The following is a 14,449-nucleotide window of genomic DNA, read 5'->3' as shown; positions in this document are numbered from 1 at the left end:
ATACGGCGTTAGGGGCCGGGTGTTGGTTAAATCTTATCTTTTTTGCGTATAGCCTTGGTGTTATATGCAGCCGTCGACGCCATACCCAGAGAATGCTATCTCGAGGCCTCGGTACAGTTGGTTAGTTGTCAGCCACATCCACCCACACCGCATGATGGTCGCTGCCATCGGCAATCGCCGCGTCGGCGGTGGTGCCGGCCGGCCAGAAGATGCCGCTGCCGACCAGGGTGAACTGCTGGGAGGGCAATACGTAGTCCAGGCGCATGGTGCCGGCCTGCGGGCCGAAGTCGCCGGTGACCTGGTGCGGGTCGCCGGTGTGCGCGATGCCGCGCGCGGCGTATTCGGCGGTCTTTTCCGCGCCACCTTCGCTGCGCGGTGTGGGGTACTGCAGGACGCGCGGGTGATGGACCAGTGCGCGGATCGCTTCGTGGCGGCCGGCGCCATCGATCGGATCGTTGTTCAGATCGCCCAGAATCACAAAGCGCGCATCCGCCGGCAGGCCGCCGCAGGTGCCCTTGTCGTCGCAGAGCCAGCGCGTGCTGTCGGCGGCGTTGTCCAGGTACGCGCGCCACAGCGCGAGCTCGTCGTGATTGCGCGCGGCATTGCGTTTTTCCGCGCCATCGAACACCGGCGGGGTGGGGTGCGACACCAGTGCATGCACCACGCCCTGCGGCGTACGGACCGGCACGTCCCAATGCGACTTGGACGACAGCCGCAGCTGCGCCCAGATTGCGTCGCTATAAAACGAGGTCCGCGTGGTCGGATCGATCGGCCGCAGCGCACCTGGTAATGCACTCCATTTCAGCAACTGGAAACTGCGCACGGCCTGCGCATCGATCGGATAACGCGACAGCACCAGCATGCCGTATTGCCCCGGATGCAGGCCGAATCCCCAGGCATCGTTGCCGCGGTTGCGGCCATCGCCGCCGACGCTGCCACTGTTGTCCAGATCCAGCCCGCTCGGCACACCGGTGTTGACCGGCGCCAGATACCGATACGGATAACGCAGCGGCTCGCCGCCGCCGGGCTGGGCGACCTGCAGATAGCGCTGCTGGAACAACTCGGCAGCGCGGTGGTCGGGGTCGAAATCGAACTCGTTGAGCAGCACCAGATCCGGGCGCACGCGCTGCAGCACGGCCGCAATCTTGCGCGCGTGTGCGCTGTCGCCCTGCAGCTCACGGACCAGGCCGCCCGCCTCGTCGGAGTACAGCGAGGTGTTGTAGGTGGCGATGCGCAACTGCGCGGGCGATGCCTGGCCGGACGCAGTGTCGGCGGTGGCCGCCGGTGTGGCCGTGCGATGGGTACAGGCAGCGCAGAGCGCGGTCAGTGCGAGCAGCAGCAGTGGCTTGATCATTGCGCGATTGTCGCATGCTGGATGCGACAAGCCGATGTCGCCGCCGACACGTCAGGGCGCTGGCGCAGTGGCCGGCAGGCCGCGCCAGTGGCGGCCGTCGTAGGCTTCCAGCGCGCCGAACCGCCGCTTGTAGTTCATCTTTGCGTGCCCATCGATCCAGTAGCCCAGATAGACATGCGCGCGTCGCTCGCGGCGTGCCCATTGAATCTGCTGCAGGATCGCCAGCGTGCCCAGGCTGCGCGCGGCGGCATCCGGCGCATAGAACGTGTACACCGCCGAGAGCGCGTGCTCGGTCACGTCGGTGACCGCGACGGCCAGTAGGCGCCCGGGCATATGCGCGACAGCCGGTTCGCGGATCTCAAGAAAGCGCCCGTGCGACCAACCGCCGATCAGGAACTGATCGAACTCGGTGGCGCCATGTTCGTCCATGCCGCCGCCGGGATGACGGTGTTTGAGGTAGTGGCGATACAGGGCCAGTTGCTCGTCGGTGCGTTCGGCCGCAACCACGCGCACCACCAGATCCGCATTGCGCGCGAGGCAACGGCGTTGACTGCGATCGGGTCGGAACGCGTCCACCGCGATACGCACCGGCACACAGGCGCGGCACCGTTCGCAATGCGGCCGGTAGACGAGATCGCCGGAGCGACGGAATCCCCAGGCCAACGCCTGCGGGTAGATGGTGCCAAGCCGTGGGTCGTGCGGGTCCAGGACCAGGTCGCGCGCCTGGCGGTCGGACCAGTAGCCACAGGCATGCTCGCCGGTCTGGAACAGGCGCAGGTCGTCGTGGGTGTCGGCATGGATGGCCATGTACGCAGGATAGCGCCTGTGTGTCGCAGCAGCGGCGACTGTCCGCCGGATGAATGCGCCCGGTGCCGGCGTCAACGCCTGCGGCGGTAGCTCGTTGATGTGGGTGTTGGTGGCAGCGCACGGCTGATCCGGATGCGCCACCCACGCGATGCGGCCCATGCAGGTGCCGCGTGTGGTTCCCACAAATCAGGAGTTTCTCATGACGTCCCGCAAACCTTTCCTCGCACTGGCCGTGCTGGCTGCGCTGTCCACCGGCGCGGTGTTCGCTGCCACTCCGCCGGCCTCCGGCGATGCTTCGCGTCCTGGCAAGCTCGACAGCAATGGCGACGGCGTCATCGATCGCAGCGAAGCGGCCGCCGACCCGAAGCTGGCCGCGCAGTTCGATACGCTGGACACCAACAAGGACGGCAAGCTGTCGCGCGACGAGCGTCCACGTCATCGCGGCCCGGGGCGCGAGGGCCGTGGCGAATGGATGGCCAAGCTCGACACCAACAAGGACGGCCGCATCAGCCGCGAGGAGGCCAAGGCCGACCCGAAGCTTGCAGCACGCTTCGATCAGATGGACCTCAACAAGGATGGCTTTGTCGATCGTGCCGACCGCGAGCTACGCATGCAGCAACACCGCGATGCGTGGTTTGCCAAGGCTGACACCGACAAGGACGGCAAGCTGAGCAAGGCCGAGTTCGACGCGGCCTCGAAGCTGCGCGGCGAGCATGGTCCGCGCGGTCCGGGCGAGCATGGTGAGCGTGGCGACCACGGCAAGCATGCGATGCCGGCCAAGCCTGCTGCGGGCAACTAAGCAGTAGTGCGCATCGATGCAGCGGCCGGCGCGTGACAGGCGCGGCGGTCGCTGCATCAGCAGCAACACGTAGCATCAAAAACGTAACAAGGCGCCGATCGACCGCGCCCTCTCGCCTGGCGGGAGGGCGCTTGCGTTTGGGCTAGATGCGGGGCGCGGTTGCAACGATCAGTCGTGCTTCCAGGACGTGGGAACCGGATTGGAAACGGTGTTTTTCTCCAGCGTGTAGGTTCCGTTCTGCTGTGCGATCGCTTCGCCGGTGTCGACGATGGCGTTCTGGATGAAGACATTCTGCTTGTCGCCGCGCACGAAGGTCAGCTGATGGAACGCAGTCTTGTTGCCCCAGTCTTCCGAGGGCAGGGAGATGAAACGGATCGTGTAGGTCTGGTCGTCGAACGTCCCCTGCAGGACGTAAACCCCGTAATGGTTTTCCCCTTGCGAAATGATCTTGTACATGCCGTTGCTGAAATAATAGATTTCCGCATCGGGGAACGGTTTCTTCTCGTACATCTTGTTGTAGTGAAGCACCTGTTTGAAGGTCGGCGCTCCGAAACTCACCGACAGGGTCTTGCCATCGTGGGATGTCGTCAGTCCATCCGCGTGCGCGCTCATGCTGGCCATCATCAGCAGACTGGTGAAGAGACTTGCCTTCACTTCATTGCTCCGGGGTTTGGTCGAATTCTCCCTGCTTGTAGCAGCGTGGACGCTACCCGGTGGCCGCTGAAGTCGGATATGAACGCATCACTTCGGACCATGCGACGTTGCTGCCCGCGGCGTTCACCGTTGCAGGCAGGCAGGCAGGCAGGCTGGCTGGGCCGCAGCGTGCTTCAGTGTGCGTCGTCGATAACCATGTCGCCAAGCCTGCGTAACGCAAAGCCGGTGCTGCCGCCAGCGCGGGTGGATCCGCAGCCGCATGTCCTCGTCTCGGAACAGGTTGCAACTGCCGGTGCTGCGGTGACGTCACGCCAGCCTCAGAACATTCCCAGCTGCATGTAGTGCCGCACGATCGGCAGAATGACGGCCGCTGTGCTCACCACCATCGCGCCCGGACTGAACATGCAGCGGTACAACAGCGGTGCCTGCGTGGCGCCGCGCCTGCGCGCATCGCGTTCCAGCATGGGGCGCATCACGCGTGGCAGGATGCGCAGGGATTGATAGTTGAGTACCGCCATGCCTGCGCACAGCGTCAGAACCGATGCCCACGCGCCCGCCTGCAGGTATTTCAGCACCAACGTGCTGCCGCACACCAGAGCCGAGGTCAGCGTGGTGATGTGCATGAAACGACGGATCGCTGCTGCCTCGCTGGCGGTCTGTGCGAAGCGCAGCAGGTACCAGTACGACCAGTACGTGCCGATCCCGGCAACCAGCACCGCGCACGCAGCGAACAGTGTCGGCATGCCGAGCCAGAGGCTGAGCGCGCCGGCGGCGCCGCCCCCACCAAGCGCCGAGCCGCTTAACCCGCTCGCGCCTAGTTTGCCCGCGCCTCCGATGCTCGTCAGCACAACCGCCGCGCTAGCCTTGCCCGGCGCGCCCAACAGGGTGGCCGAGGTCACCGCGGTGGCAAACGCCACACTCGGCGCGCTACCGCGTGCGAATTCGCCGAAGCGGCGCAGCAACTCGCTGCGCACGCTGGCACGGGCGCGCGACAGCCGTTTGCGTACCGCCGCGTCGCTGAGCCCGAGCAGCGCGGCAACCTGTTGCGAGCTCTGGCCTTCGCGGTAATACAGCAGCAGCGTTTCGCGGCTCTCTTCCGGCAGTGCAGAAATGATATCGAGCGCGGCGATCTCTTCTTCCACCTGCAGCAGCTGGTCGGCGGGTGAGGGCGCCGGGTCGGCTGCCATCGCGATGGCAAGCTCGGCGGCCTCGCCGCTGAGCGCACGATGGCGGTTGGCACGCAGCCAGTCGCGCGCCAGGTTGCGGGTGATCTGCCGAAGCCAGGGCAGAAAGCTTGCCGGCTGATGCAGCTGCGCCAACCGCTGCCAGGCACGCAGGAAGGCCTCCTGGGCGATGTCTTCGCTGGCTGCGATGTCGCGGGTGATCGCCAGCGCGATGGCAGTCACCGTGTTCTGGCAGGCGCCCACGATGCGCCCATACGCCTGCTGGCAGCCGGCCGCGGCGTTGGGCAGTTCGCGTTGCAACATCAGCTCCAGCGTGTTGGCGTTCATCGGCGCAATCCATGTCCTGTTGCCAGCATGACGCATGCCGGCAAGGGATGTGACTGAGCTGATGACGTGCGCGCGGCTATCCCGCCATCAATTGGGCGCGCCGCGCTCTGGTCGGCCGCGCTCAGCGCGCCGGCTGGATCCGCACACGCATTTCGTCGTCTGCTGCCGGTTGGGCGGCATCTGGCGCCGGCGCCTGTTGCGACGCCGGCTGTGCCGCCGGTGCCAGTGGCGCAGGCGCGCTGCGATGGCGCATCACCACCACCATGGCCACGGCGCCGATCACCAGCAGCAGCACCAGGCGGATGCGCCAGGCCCAGCTGCGCGCGCTGGCACTGGAGCCGTTTTCGCCGTCGCGGAAGGTGTATTCCACGTTCGGCAGATCGCGGCGGGTGGTGTCGAGCAGGCGTGCATCGCGCAGCAGTTCGCGCGCACGCGGTTGGTCGTTGGCATGCACGATCCACACGGTGGGCTGTGCCTGCGCGTTGCTTTGCTCCAGATAGCTGAACTGGCCGCCGCGCTTGCTCTGGTAGGAGCGGCCATTACTGAGACGGATCTCGATCCCCGCATCGCGCAACAGATTGGCGACGCCCTCGGCGGTTTCGATACGTTGACTGCTGAAGATCTTGCGCATGCTGGAAACCGCCGTTGGGTCCGGAACAGATGGCGCCACTGCTGCGCCGGTTCAAGGTGGAAAGGAATGTCGATCAACACTGCGACTGACGGTGCACGCAATGCAGGCGTGCGACAGCAGGTCCCGGTAGCAGTACGCCGGGGCGTGGGACGCACGTGGTCAGTGCACGGTCGCCCAGCCACTCGGCGCGACGTAACGCTGCACGCCTAGCCCTTGGCCGGCACGGCAATCGCACTGCCATCGGGCACTACGCGGATCAGCCCCTCCTGCGTGGTGCTGGCCACCAGCACGCCATCGCGGGTGAAGAACTGCCCGCGCGCCAGGCCGCGGGAGCCTTGTGCGGTCGGGCTGTCCAGCGAATACAGCAGCCAGTCGTCGGTGCGGAACGGCCGATGGAACCACAGCGCGTGATCGAGCGAGGCCATCTGCACGTTGGGCGTGTAGTAGCTGATGCCGTGCGGAAACGTGGAGGTGCCCAGCAACTGAAAATCCGACGCGTACGCCAGCAGCACCTGATGCAGGCCTACATCGTCGCCGATCGGGTCGTTCAAGCGCAGCCACATCTGCTGGAACGGCGGGCGCTTGGGCGGCTTGAGTTCGTCGCGCGGAAACACGTGGCGAAATTCGAACGGGCCTCCGCGCGACAGCCAGCGCTGCACTTTCGGCGGCAGGTTCGCCAGCACCTCCGGTGCCAGCGGTGCGGCCGGTTCGATGTCTTCCGGTGGCGGCACCACCGGCATCGCCGACTGATGCTCGGCGCCGTCTTCGCGTTCCTGAAACGAGGCCGCGCAGAAAAAGATCACCTTGCCGTGCTGGATCGCGGTGACCCGGCGGACCGAAAAACTGCCGCCATCGCGGGTGCGGTCGACGTCGTAGACGATGGGGTGGTCGATATTGCCGGCACGCAGAAAATAGGCATGCAGCGAATGCGCCTGGCGCCCGTTGTCGACCGTGGCCTGCGCGGCCGACAGCGCCTGGCCCAGCACCTGTCCACCAAAGACGTATTTGGTGCCGATGTCGCGGCTCTGGCCGCGGAACAGGTTGTCCTCCAGGCGCTCCAGCGACAGCAGGCTGATCAGTTCGGAGACGACGGGTTCGGCGGTGGCGGACAAGGGGCTGGCCTGGGTGCGACGGACCGCGATTATAGCGGGCCGCTTCGTGGTCACCGCGGCGGTGGAAAGCTCAGCCCTTCTGCAGGCGCGCGACCAGCCCGTGCAGTGCGGCCTGTGCATCCGGGGCGTACCAGCCGTCGACGAACCGCTCCAGCTGGATCAGCTCCGGCGCCAGGGCCGCGCGCAGGTCGGCGCGGGCCACCGCGCGCGTGGCCAGCATCGGCTGACGCGGCAGCTGCTGCAGTTCGTGCAGCCAGGCCACCGCGCGTGCGGTGACCAGCTCGCCGTCGACCAGTTCATCCACCAGGCCGATCTGCACCGCCTGTTCGGCAGGCAGCAGCTGCCCGGCGATCAGCAGGCGCTCGGCACGGTGCGCGCCGACCACGCGGCGCAACAGCCGCTGGATGCCTTCTGGTGCGGCCAGGCCGACCTGCACTTCGTTCAAGCCGATCGTGTACGGCCTGGCGGTATCGGCGCTGCGTGCCATCACCCGGTAGTCGCAGCACAGCGCCAGCACGCAGCCGCCGGCCGGCGCATGCCCGCCGATCGCCGCGACCACCGGAATCCGGCTGTTGGCCAGCGCCTGCGCAGCCTCGAAGAATGCCGTCCAGCTAGCCAGCAACGCGGCGCGGTCGGTACCGTGCGCCAGCAGCTGCGGCACATCCATGCCACCGGAGAAGATCCGCTCGCTGCCCGACAGCACGATGCCGTCGGCCTCGTCGCCGGCCTGTTGCACCGCAGCGCTCAGTGCCTGGCACAGCGCACGATCCAGCGCATTGACCGGCGGGCGCGCCAGACGGATTTCGCGAACTCGGCCATGGTCTAAGATCTGGATGCTCATTCGGGGCTCCTGGAGGTCGGGTCATGATAGACGGCAGTCGAAGCAGGTGGCAGCTGCGTGCACGCGTGTGGCTTGGTGTGATGGCGCTGCTGACCAGCGCGGGCGCTGCGGCGCAGTGCATGCCGGAGTTCAAGGACGGCTGGATCCGCATCCCGCCACCTGGCGGCATGGGCATGGCCGCGGGATTCGGGCAATTCCACAATGGCTGCACGCAACCGTTGACGATCACCGCGGCCACGAGCAGCGCCTTCGCCGACGTGTCGCTGCACGAGACCACGCAGAGCAATGGCGTCAGCCGCATGCGTGCGGTACCCGCGCTGGCCCTGCCCGCCGGCACGACGGTGCCCCTGGCACCCGGCGGCCTGCATCTGATGTTGATGGAGGCACGCGCCCCGCTGCAGGAAGGCGCGCAGGTGCCGGTGACGTTCACCTTGCAGGACGGTCGCCAGATCAAGGCCACGCTGCAGGCACGCAAGCGCGCGCCGGGCGGCTGAGGAGCGGGGCGGATGAATGCCCGGGCAGCCGGCTTCGTCTTCCGCGTGCACGTGCCTGCGGCGTTGCCGGGTCGCTTGGGCATGCGGCCTGCGGCCATGTGCAGCGGGATCGGCTCGCGCGGCACCACTGCCAGATAAAGCACGCGCCCATAAAAAAACGGCGGCTCCCGCAAGAGCCGCCGTCGATAGCGTGATTGCCCAGGCCTGGCGGCGCGCCCGCTCAGGTGCTGGCGAGGCGTACCGCGTCCGGCAGCGGCGCACTCTTGCCGGTCTGCGTGTCGATCCACACCACCACCACGTTGCCATCGGAATACAGCACGCTGTCGTCCTTCTGGTCGAAGATGCGGTGGCCGATGGTGACGCTGCTGTTGCCCAGCCGCTCCACGAACAGCTCCACCGTGATGTCGTTGGGCCAGATCAGCGGCTGCTTGTAGTTGACGTTGGTGGCCGCGACCACCGGTGCGATGCGGTCGGTCATCGCCACGCCTTGCACGCCCAGCATCCAGCGCACGCGTGCCTCTTCCAGATAGGAAATGTACTTGGCGTTGTTGACGTGGCCCATGCTGTCCATGTCGCGCCAGCGCACGCTGATCGGAATGCGTGCCAGGATCTTGTGTTCGCTCATCAGCTTGCCTTCTTCTTCGCGGTTTTCTTGGTGGCGGACTTGGCGACCTTGGTCACCTTCTCCGGTTTGACCTTGCGCGGCGGGCGCGCATCCGGCTTGTTGGCCATCGCCGCCGGACGCGTCTCGCGCGCCTTCACCGACGGCAGCATCTTGGCCAGGAACTGGCCGGTGTAGGACGCCTCGTGCACGGCCACATCTTCCGGCGTACCGGAGACCAGGATGGTGCCGCCGCGATGGCCACCTTCCGGGCCCAGGTCAACGATCCAGTCCGCCGTCTTGATCACGTCCAGATTATGTTCGATCACCACCACCGTATTGCCTTCGTCGCGCAGCTTGTGCAACACGCCGAGCAGGGCTTCGATATCGTGGAAGTGCAGGCCGGTGGTCGGTTCGTCCAGGATGTACAAGGTGCGCCCGGTATCGCGACGCGAGAGTTCCTTGGACAGCTTGACGCGCTGCGCTTCACCGCCGGAGAGCGTGGTCGCGCTCTGGCCCAGCTTGATGTAGCTCAGACCCACATCGACCAGCGTTTCCAGCTTGCGTGCGATCGACGGCACCGGCTCGAACAGGCGCAGCGCGTCTTCCACGGTCATCTGCAGCACATCGCTGATATTGAAGCCCTTGTAGCGGATCTCCAGCGTCTCGCGGTTATAGCGCTTGCCATGGCAGACATCGCAGGGCACGTAGACGTCGGGCAGGAAGTGCATCTCCACCTTGATCATGCCGTCGCCCTGGCAGGCCTCGCAGCGGCCGCCGCGCACATTGAAGCTGAAACGCCCCGGCGAGTAGCCGCGCGCGCGCGCCTCGGGCACCTGCGCAAACAACTCGCGCAACGGGGTGAACATGCCGGTGTAGGTGGCCGGGTTTGAACGTGGCGTGCGACCGATCGGCGACTGGTCGATGTCCACCACCTTGTCGAACAGATCAAGATTTTCGACTTCGCGATGTGGCGCCACCACGTGCGAGGCACCGTTGATCTCGTTGGCCGCCAGCGTGAACAAGGTATCGTTGATCAGCGTCGACTTGCCCGAGCCGGACACGCCGGTGATGCAGGTCAGCAGACCGGCCGGAATGTCCAGGTCGACATTTTTCAGGTTGTTGCCGGTCGCCCCGCGCAGATGCAGCATCATCTTCGGGTTGGGCTTGTGGCGCTGCTTGGGGATCTCGATGCGGCGCTTGCCCGACAGGTATTGGCCGGTCAGCGAACGCGGCGATTTCAGGATGTCCTCCAGCGTGCCTTGCGCGCAGATTTCGCCGCCATGCACGCCGGCACCGGGGCCGATGTCCAGCACATGGTCGGCCAGGCGGATCGCATCTTCGTCATGCTCGACCACGATCACCGTGTTGCCCAGATCGCGCAGCCGCGTCAGCGTGCCGAGCAGGCGTTCGTTGTCGCGCTGATGCAGGCCGATCGACGGCTCGTCCAGCACGTACATCACGCCGACCAGGCCGGCACCGATCTGGCTGGCCAGACGGATGCGCTGCGCCTCGCCGCCGGACAAGGTGTCGGCCTTGCGCTCCAGGGTGAGGTAATCCAGGCCCACATCGACCAGAAAGCCCAGCCGCTCGCCGATCTCCTTGACGATCTTGCTGGCGATCTCGCCACGCCAGCCCGGCAGCGACAAACCACGGAAAAAGTTCAGCGCTTCGTTGACCGGCAGCACCACCAGTTCCGGTAGTGGGCGATCGGCCACGAACACATTGCGCGCAGCACGATTCAAGCGGGTGCCATTGCAGGCCGGGCAGGGCTGCTGGCTGACGTACTTGGTGAGCTCTTCGCGCACCGCCGGCGATTCGGTTTCGCGGTAGCGACGTTCCAGGTTCGGCAGGATGCCCTCGAAGCGATGCTTGCGCGTGGTGCGCCCGCCCGCATCGGTGAAGTAGGTGAAGCTGATCACCTCATCGCCGCTGCCGAACAGCACCGCCTGGCGCACCTTGGCCGGCAGCGTGTTCCATACCGCGTCCACATCGAACTTGTAGTGCTTGGCCAGCGAGGCGATCAGCTGGAAATAATAGGCATTGCGTCGATCCCAGCCGCGCACCGCACCGGCCGACAGCGACAGCTCTGGATGCACCACCACACGGTCCGGGTCGAAGAACTCGGCCACGCCCAGGCCATCGCAACTCGGGCAGGCGCCCACCGGTGCGTTGAACGAGAACAGCCGCGGTTCCAGCTCCGGCAGCGAGTAATCGCACACCGGGCAGCTGTACTTGGACGAGAACAGGTGCGGTGCGGCGGCCGGGTCGTCCAGCGACTGCACCGCCACCATGCCTTCGCCCAGCTTGAGCGCGGTTTCGAAACTTTCCGCCAGGCGCTGCTTGATGTCTTCGCGCGGGCGGAAACGGTCGATCACTGCTTCGATGGTGTGTTTCTGGCGCAATGCCAGCGGCGGCACCGCATCGATCTCGTACAGTTCGCCGTCCACGCGCACGCGCACGAAGCCCTGCGCACGCAGTTGTTCGAACACCTGCGCATGCTCGCCCTTGCGGTCGCGGATCACCGGGGCCAGCAGCATGTAGCGCTGTTCCTGGTCCTGGGTAAGCATGTGGTCGACCATCTGGCTGACCGTCTGCGCTTCCAGCGGGAAGCCGTGATCCGGGCAGCGCGGCTGGCCGACGCGCGCGTACAGCAGGCGCAGGTAGTCGTAGATCTCGGTGATGGTGCCGACGGTGGAGCGCGGGTTGTGCGAAGTCGATTTCTGTTCGATCGAAATCGCCGGCGACAGGCCTTCGATATGGTCCAGGTCCGGCTTTTCCATCACGCTCAGGAACTGGCGCGCATACGCCGACAGCGACTCGACGTAGCGGCGCTGGCCTTCTGCATAGATGGTGTCAAACGCCAGCGACGACTTGCCCGAGCCGGACAGGCCGGTGATCACGATCAGTTTATCGCGGGGCAGGTCGAGGTCGATGTTCTTGAGGTTGTGCGTCCGCGCGCCGCGGATGCGGATGAAATCCATCGCCATGGGGGATCCGATGTCGGGCCGGCGAACCGGCGGTGGTGCGAGCGTGCTCAGCAGGAATGAGTGGCAGTCGATCAGCCTACCCGCCGACCTAGGTGAGGGCAATTGCCCCAAATGCCAGTCTGCCGGGGCCGTTGTGGCGGCCGGATGATGCGTTCCACCAGGCCGATTCCGGCCGGCAGCGGCGGGCCGGCTTGCGGGTTGACCCGAAACCGGCTAGGCCAGTACAATTCCGCTCCTGTCTGCCCCATGGGCAAGTCAGGCGACCATAATAACTACAGAGGAACACCTGGTCATGTACGCAGTTCTGGTAACCGGCGGTAAGCAATACCGCGTCGCGCAGGGCGAAACGCTCCGCGTGGAAAAGCTCGAAGTCGAAGCTGGCAACGAGATCAAGTTCGACACCATCCTGATGTTGGGCGATAGCGACGGCATCAAGCTGGGCGATGCGCTGAAGGGCGCCTCGGTCACCGCCAAGGTCGTGGCCCATGGCCGTGCCGACAAGGTGCGCATCATCAAGTTCCGTCGCCGCAAGCACCACATGAAGCGTCAGGGACACCGTCAGCACTACACCGAAATCGAGATCACCGGCATCGCCGGTGGCGACAAGAAGTAAGGAGAACCAGTCATGGCACATAAAAAGGGCGTAGGTTCCTCGCGCAACGGTCGCGATTCCAACCCGAAGTACCTCGGCGTGAAGATCTTCGGTGGCCAGGCCATCGATGCCGGCAACATCATCGTGCGTCAGCGCGGCACCCAGTTCCATCCGGGCGCCGGCGTCGGCCTGGGCCGTGACCACACGCTGTTTGCGCTGGTCGACGGCAAGGTGGAGTTCTCCACCAAGGGCCCGAAGAAGCGTCGCACCGTCAGCGTGGTTGCCGAGGCGTAATCGCCCGCTCCATGCAGGCCAGTTCGCCCGGCAACACTGCCGGGCGAATGAGACGGAAAGCCCCGCTTTTGCGGGGTTTTGCGTTTGAGAATCGGGAATGGGGAACAGGGAATCGGAAAAGCGGTTCTGCACCCCGACCGGATTCTGCAGCCATGCCGGCGAGCAGTCTTGCTGGCAGGAAGCGGTCATTCGGTGTGCCGATTCCCTATTCCCCATTCTCCATTCCCGGTTGTCATCCCATGAAATTAGTCGACGAAGCAGAAATCCTGGTCACCGCCGGTAATGGCGGCAATGGCTGTGTCGGCTTTCGCCGCGAGAAGTTCATCCCGTTGGGCGGGCCCGATGGCGGTGATGGCGGGGCAGGCGGCAGCGTCTGGATCGTGGCCGACGAAAACGTCAACACCCTGGTCGACTTCCGTCATGAGCGCACCTTCAAGGCGCAGCGCGGCGAGAACGGCATGGGTCGCCAGGCCTATGGCAAGGGCGGCGAAGATCGCGTCATCGTGGTGCCGGTCGGCACCGTGGTGATCAACGTGCAGACCGATGAAGTCATTGGCGACCTGGTCCAGCACGGCGATCGCCTGCTGGTGGCCAAGGGCGGCAAGGGCGGTCTGGGCAACATGCATTTCAAGAGCTCGGTCAACCGTGCGCCGCGCCAGTCCACCACCGGTGAAGAGGGCGAGGAGCGCCTGCTCAAGCTGGAGCTCAAGCTGCTGGCCGACGTTGGCCTGCTGGGCTTCCCGAATGCCGGCAAGAGCACGCTGATCCGTGCGGTGTCTTCGGCCACGCCGAAGGTGGCCGACTACCCGTTCACCACGCTGTATCCCAATCTGGGCGTGGTCAGTGTCGAGGCGTACCGCAGCTTCGTGATCGCGGACGTGCCCGGCCTGATCGAAGGCGCAGCCGATGGCGCCGGCCTGGGCACGCAGTTCCTGCGTCACCTGCAGCGCACCCGCCTGCTGCTGCATCTGGTGGACATGGCCCCGATGGATGGTGGGGTGGACGGTGTGTCGCCGGCCGACCAGGTGCGTACCCTCGAGCGCGAGCTCGAGCGGCATGATCCCGAGTTGCTGAAGAAGCCGCGCTGGCTGGTGCTCAACAAGGCCGACCTGATGTTCGAGGACGAGGCGCGCGCCGCTGCCGAGGCCATCGTGGCCGAGCTGGGCTGGACCGCGCCGTGGTATCTGGTGTCGGCGCTGGGTCGTGACGGCACCTTCCCGATCATGAAAGACGTGATGGCCTTCTTCGACCGCCAGCGCGAAGACGAGCTCGAGGCGCGCGATGCGGGCTGAGTGCGCACACGCACACACAAAAAACCCGGCGGAGGCCGGGTTTTTCTGTGCTACCGGAAGCCAGGCTTCCGGCAACGTCGCTGCCGATCGCTTACGCGGCCTTGATGGCCTTGATGCGTGCGGTCAGGCGGCTCTTGTGACGTGCAGCCTTGTTCTTATGAATCAGGCCACGGGCGCTGAAACGGTCGAGGATCGGCTGTGCAACGGCGAAAGCAGCTTCGGCGCCTGCAGCATCGTTGGCGTCAAGGGCCTTGATCACCTTCTTGACGGCGGTGCGCAGCATCGAGCGCTGACCGGTGTTGCGCTCATTGCGCACAATGGTCTGCTTGGCGCGCTTCTTGGCGGACTTGATATTGGCCACGGTGGTGGTTTCCTGAAAAATCGGTGTGGTGGAAAAAGCAAGCGCGAAAGTATGATGGACCCAGATATGTACGTCAAGTCAGTTGTCAAGAGGCAGTCCCCATGAGCACCCCCCGC

15 protein-coding genes are annotated in these 14,449 nt (G+C 65.6%); 5 read left to right on the top strand and 10 right to left on the bottom strand.

Features of this window, described 5'->3' with window-relative positions:
- Window positions 1-121 precede the first annotated feature (121 nt).
- Both XnspCFBP7698_RS10425 and XnspCFBP7698_RS10420 read right to left on the bottom strand, forming a co-directional pair.
- Window positions 122-1,354 carry an endonuclease/exonuclease/phosphatase family protein gene (locus XnspCFBP7698_RS10425; protein ID WP_233548955.1) on the bottom strand — a complete coding sequence of 411 codons (1,233 nt, stop codon included), beginning with the start codon at window positions 1,352-1,354 and terminating at the stop codon, window positions 122-124.
- Between the two features lie 51 nt (window positions 1,355-1,405).
- Window positions 1,406-2,320 carry an arginyltransferase gene (locus XnspCFBP7698_RS10420; RefSeq protein ID WP_146093252.1) on the bottom strand — a complete coding sequence of 305 codons (915 nt, stop codon included), beginning with the start codon at window positions 2,318-2,320 and terminating at the stop codon, window positions 1,406-1,408.
- Between the two features lie 40 nt (window positions 2,321-2,360).
- On the opposite strand from XnspCFBP7698_RS10420, the gene XnspCFBP7698_RS10415 reads away from it, so the two are divergent.
- Window positions 2,361-2,960 (top strand): EF-hand domain-containing protein, encoded by a 600-nt coding sequence (locus XnspCFBP7698_RS10415; RefSeq protein ID WP_104581060.1) that lies wholly within the window; start codon window positions 2,361-2,363, stop codon window positions 2,958-2,960.
- 168 nt (window positions 2,961-3,128) lie between these two features.
- Here XnspCFBP7698_RS10415 and XnspCFBP7698_RS10410 read toward each other — a convergent pair whose 3' ends face one another.
- The 5 genes from XnspCFBP7698_RS10410 to XnspCFBP7698_RS10390 form a co-directional block, all read right to left on the bottom strand.
- The gene (locus XnspCFBP7698_RS10410; RefSeq protein WP_184369646.1) at window positions 3,129-3,614 is read right to left on the bottom strand and encodes a hypothetical protein; all 486 of its coding nucleotides are present in this window, start codon (window positions 3,612-3,614) and stop codon (window positions 3,129-3,131) included.
- Between the two features lie 317 nt (window positions 3,615-3,931).
- Entirely contained in the window at window positions 3,932-5,125 is a 1,194-nt protein-coding gene (locus XnspCFBP7698_RS10405) for a sigma-70 family RNA polymerase sigma factor (RefSeq protein WP_104580994.1), read from the bottom strand.
- A gap of 121 nt (window positions 5,126-5,246) precedes the next feature.
- A complete protein-coding gene (locus XnspCFBP7698_RS10400; protein ID WP_047695967.1) occupies window positions 5,247-5,756 on the bottom strand; it encodes a DUF2007 domain-containing protein in 510 nt (169 codons plus the stop codon).
- Window positions 5,757-5,962: 206 nt separating this feature from the next.
- On the bottom strand, window positions 5,963-6,868 hold the full coding sequence (gene tesB / locus XnspCFBP7698_RS10395; RefSeq protein WP_104580995.1) for an acyl-CoA thioesterase II: 906 nt from the start codon (window positions 6,866-6,868) through the stop codon (window positions 5,963-5,965).
- A 70-nt stretch (window positions 6,869-6,938) separates the two neighbouring features.
- On the bottom strand, window positions 6,939-7,709 hold the full coding sequence (locus XnspCFBP7698_RS10390; protein ID WP_047695971.1) for an enoyl-CoA hydratase/isomerase family protein: 771 nt from the start codon (window positions 7,707-7,709) through the stop codon (window positions 6,939-6,941).
- 65 nt (window positions 7,710-7,774) lie between these two features.
- Between XnspCFBP7698_RS10390 and XnspCFBP7698_RS10385 the strand changes: the two genes are divergently transcribed.
- Window positions 7,775-8,203: a copper chaperone PCu(A)C gene (locus XnspCFBP7698_RS10385; protein WP_199680161.1), complete on the top strand. Its 429-nt coding sequence runs from the start codon at window positions 7,775-7,777 to the stop codon at window positions 8,201-8,203.
- 220 nt (window positions 8,204-8,423) lie between these two features.
- Here the strand turns inward: XnspCFBP7698_RS10385 and XnspCFBP7698_RS10380 are convergent, their stop codons facing one another.
- Window positions 8,424-8,828, bottom strand: coding sequence for a thioesterase family protein (locus XnspCFBP7698_RS10380; protein WP_047695975.1), 405 nt, complete (start codon window positions 8,826-8,828; stop codon window positions 8,424-8,426).
- Window positions 8,828-11,794, bottom strand: coding sequence for an excinuclease ABC subunit UvrA (uvrA, locus tag XnspCFBP7698_RS10375; protein WP_047695977.1), 2,967 nt, complete (start codon window positions 11,792-11,794; stop codon window positions 8,828-8,830). The genes XnspCFBP7698_RS10380 and uvrA overlap by 1 nt, the downstream gene beginning before the upstream one ends.
- Window positions 11,795-12,086: 292 nt before the next feature.
- On the opposite strand from uvrA, the gene rplU reads away from it, so the two are divergent.
- The 3 genes from rplU (at window position 12,087) to obgE (ending at window position 13,972) form a co-directional block, all read left to right on the top strand.
- Complete coding sequence (rplU, locus tag XnspCFBP7698_RS10370) at window positions 12,087-12,407, top strand: 50S ribosomal protein L21 (protein ID WP_003484328.1); 321 nt, start codon at window positions 12,087-12,089, stop codon at window positions 12,405-12,407.
- 12 nt (window positions 12,408-12,419) lie between these two features.
- Window positions 12,420-12,680 (top strand): 50S ribosomal protein L27, encoded by a 261-nt coding sequence (gene rpmA / locus XnspCFBP7698_RS10365; RefSeq protein ID WP_003484326.1) that lies wholly within the window; start codon window positions 12,420-12,422, stop codon window positions 12,678-12,680.
- Window positions 12,681-12,919: 239 nt separating this feature from the next.
- Entirely contained in the window at window positions 12,920-13,972 is a 1,053-nt protein-coding gene (gene obgE / locus XnspCFBP7698_RS10360) for a GTPase ObgE (RefSeq protein WP_104580997.1), read from the top strand.
- Window positions 13,973-14,063: 91 nt separating this feature from the next.
- Here the strand turns inward: obgE and rpsT are convergent, their stop codons facing one another.
- Complete coding sequence (gene rpsT, locus XnspCFBP7698_RS10355) at window positions 14,064-14,333, bottom strand: 30S ribosomal protein S20 (RefSeq protein ID WP_003484323.1); 270 nt, start codon at window positions 14,331-14,333, stop codon at window positions 14,064-14,066.
- Window positions 14,334-14,449 lie beyond the last annotated feature (116 nt).

Source organism: Xanthomonas sp. CFBP 7698 (assembly GCF_003600855.1).
In the GTDB taxonomy this organism is placed as follows: domain Bacteria; phylum Pseudomonadota; class Gammaproteobacteria; order Xanthomonadales; family Xanthomonadaceae; genus Xanthomonas; species Xanthomonas cannabis.
The sequence above is the reverse complement of the archived record's forward strand: the minus strand, read 5'-3'. Positions and strand labels throughout refer to the sequence as shown.

Excerpts from the sequence above, each read along its gene's own strand:
- XnspCFBP7698_RS10425 (WP_233548955.1), bottom strand. The coding sequence starts at position 1,354 with ATGATCAAGCCACTGCTGCTGCTCGCACTGACCGCGCTCTGCGCTGCC.
- XnspCFBP7698_RS10420 (WP_146093252.1), bottom strand. The coding sequence starts at position 2,320 with ATGGGCCGCATCGCGTGGGTGGCGCATCCGGATCAGCCGTGCGCTGCC.
- XnspCFBP7698_RS10415 (WP_104581060.1), top strand. The coding sequence starts at position 2,361 with ATGACGTCCCGCAAACCTTTCCTCGCACTGGCCGTGCTGGCTGCGCTG.
- XnspCFBP7698_RS10405 (WP_104580994.1), bottom strand. The coding sequence starts at position 5,125 with ATGAACGCCAACACGCTGGAGCTGATGTTGCAACGCGAACTGCCCAAC.
- XnspCFBP7698_RS10400 (WP_047695967.1), bottom strand. The coding sequence starts at position 5,756 with ATGCGCAAGATCTTCAGCAGTCAACGTATCGAAACCGCCGAGGGCGTC.
- XnspCFBP7698_RS10390 (WP_047695971.1), bottom strand. The coding sequence starts at position 7,709 with ATGAGCATCCAGATCTTAGACCATGGCCGAGTTCGCGAAATCCGTCTG.
- XnspCFBP7698_RS10380 (WP_047695975.1), bottom strand. The coding sequence starts at position 8,828 with ATGAGCGAACACAAGATCCTGGCACGCATTCCGATCAGCGTGCGCTGG.
- uvrA (WP_047695977.1), bottom strand. The coding sequence starts at position 11,794 with ATGGCGATGGATTTCATCCGCATCCGCGGCGCGCGGACGCACAACCTC.
- rplU (WP_003484328.1), top strand. The coding sequence starts at position 12,087 with ATGTACGCAGTTCTGGTAACCGGCGGTAAGCAATACCGCGTCGCGCAG.
- rpmA (WP_003484326.1), top strand. The coding sequence starts at position 12,420 with ATGGCACATAAAAAGGGCGTAGGTTCCTCGCGCAACGGTCGCGATTCC.
- obgE (WP_104580997.1), top strand. The coding sequence starts at position 12,920 with ATGAAATTAGTCGACGAAGCAGAAATCCTGGTCACCGCCGGTAATGGC.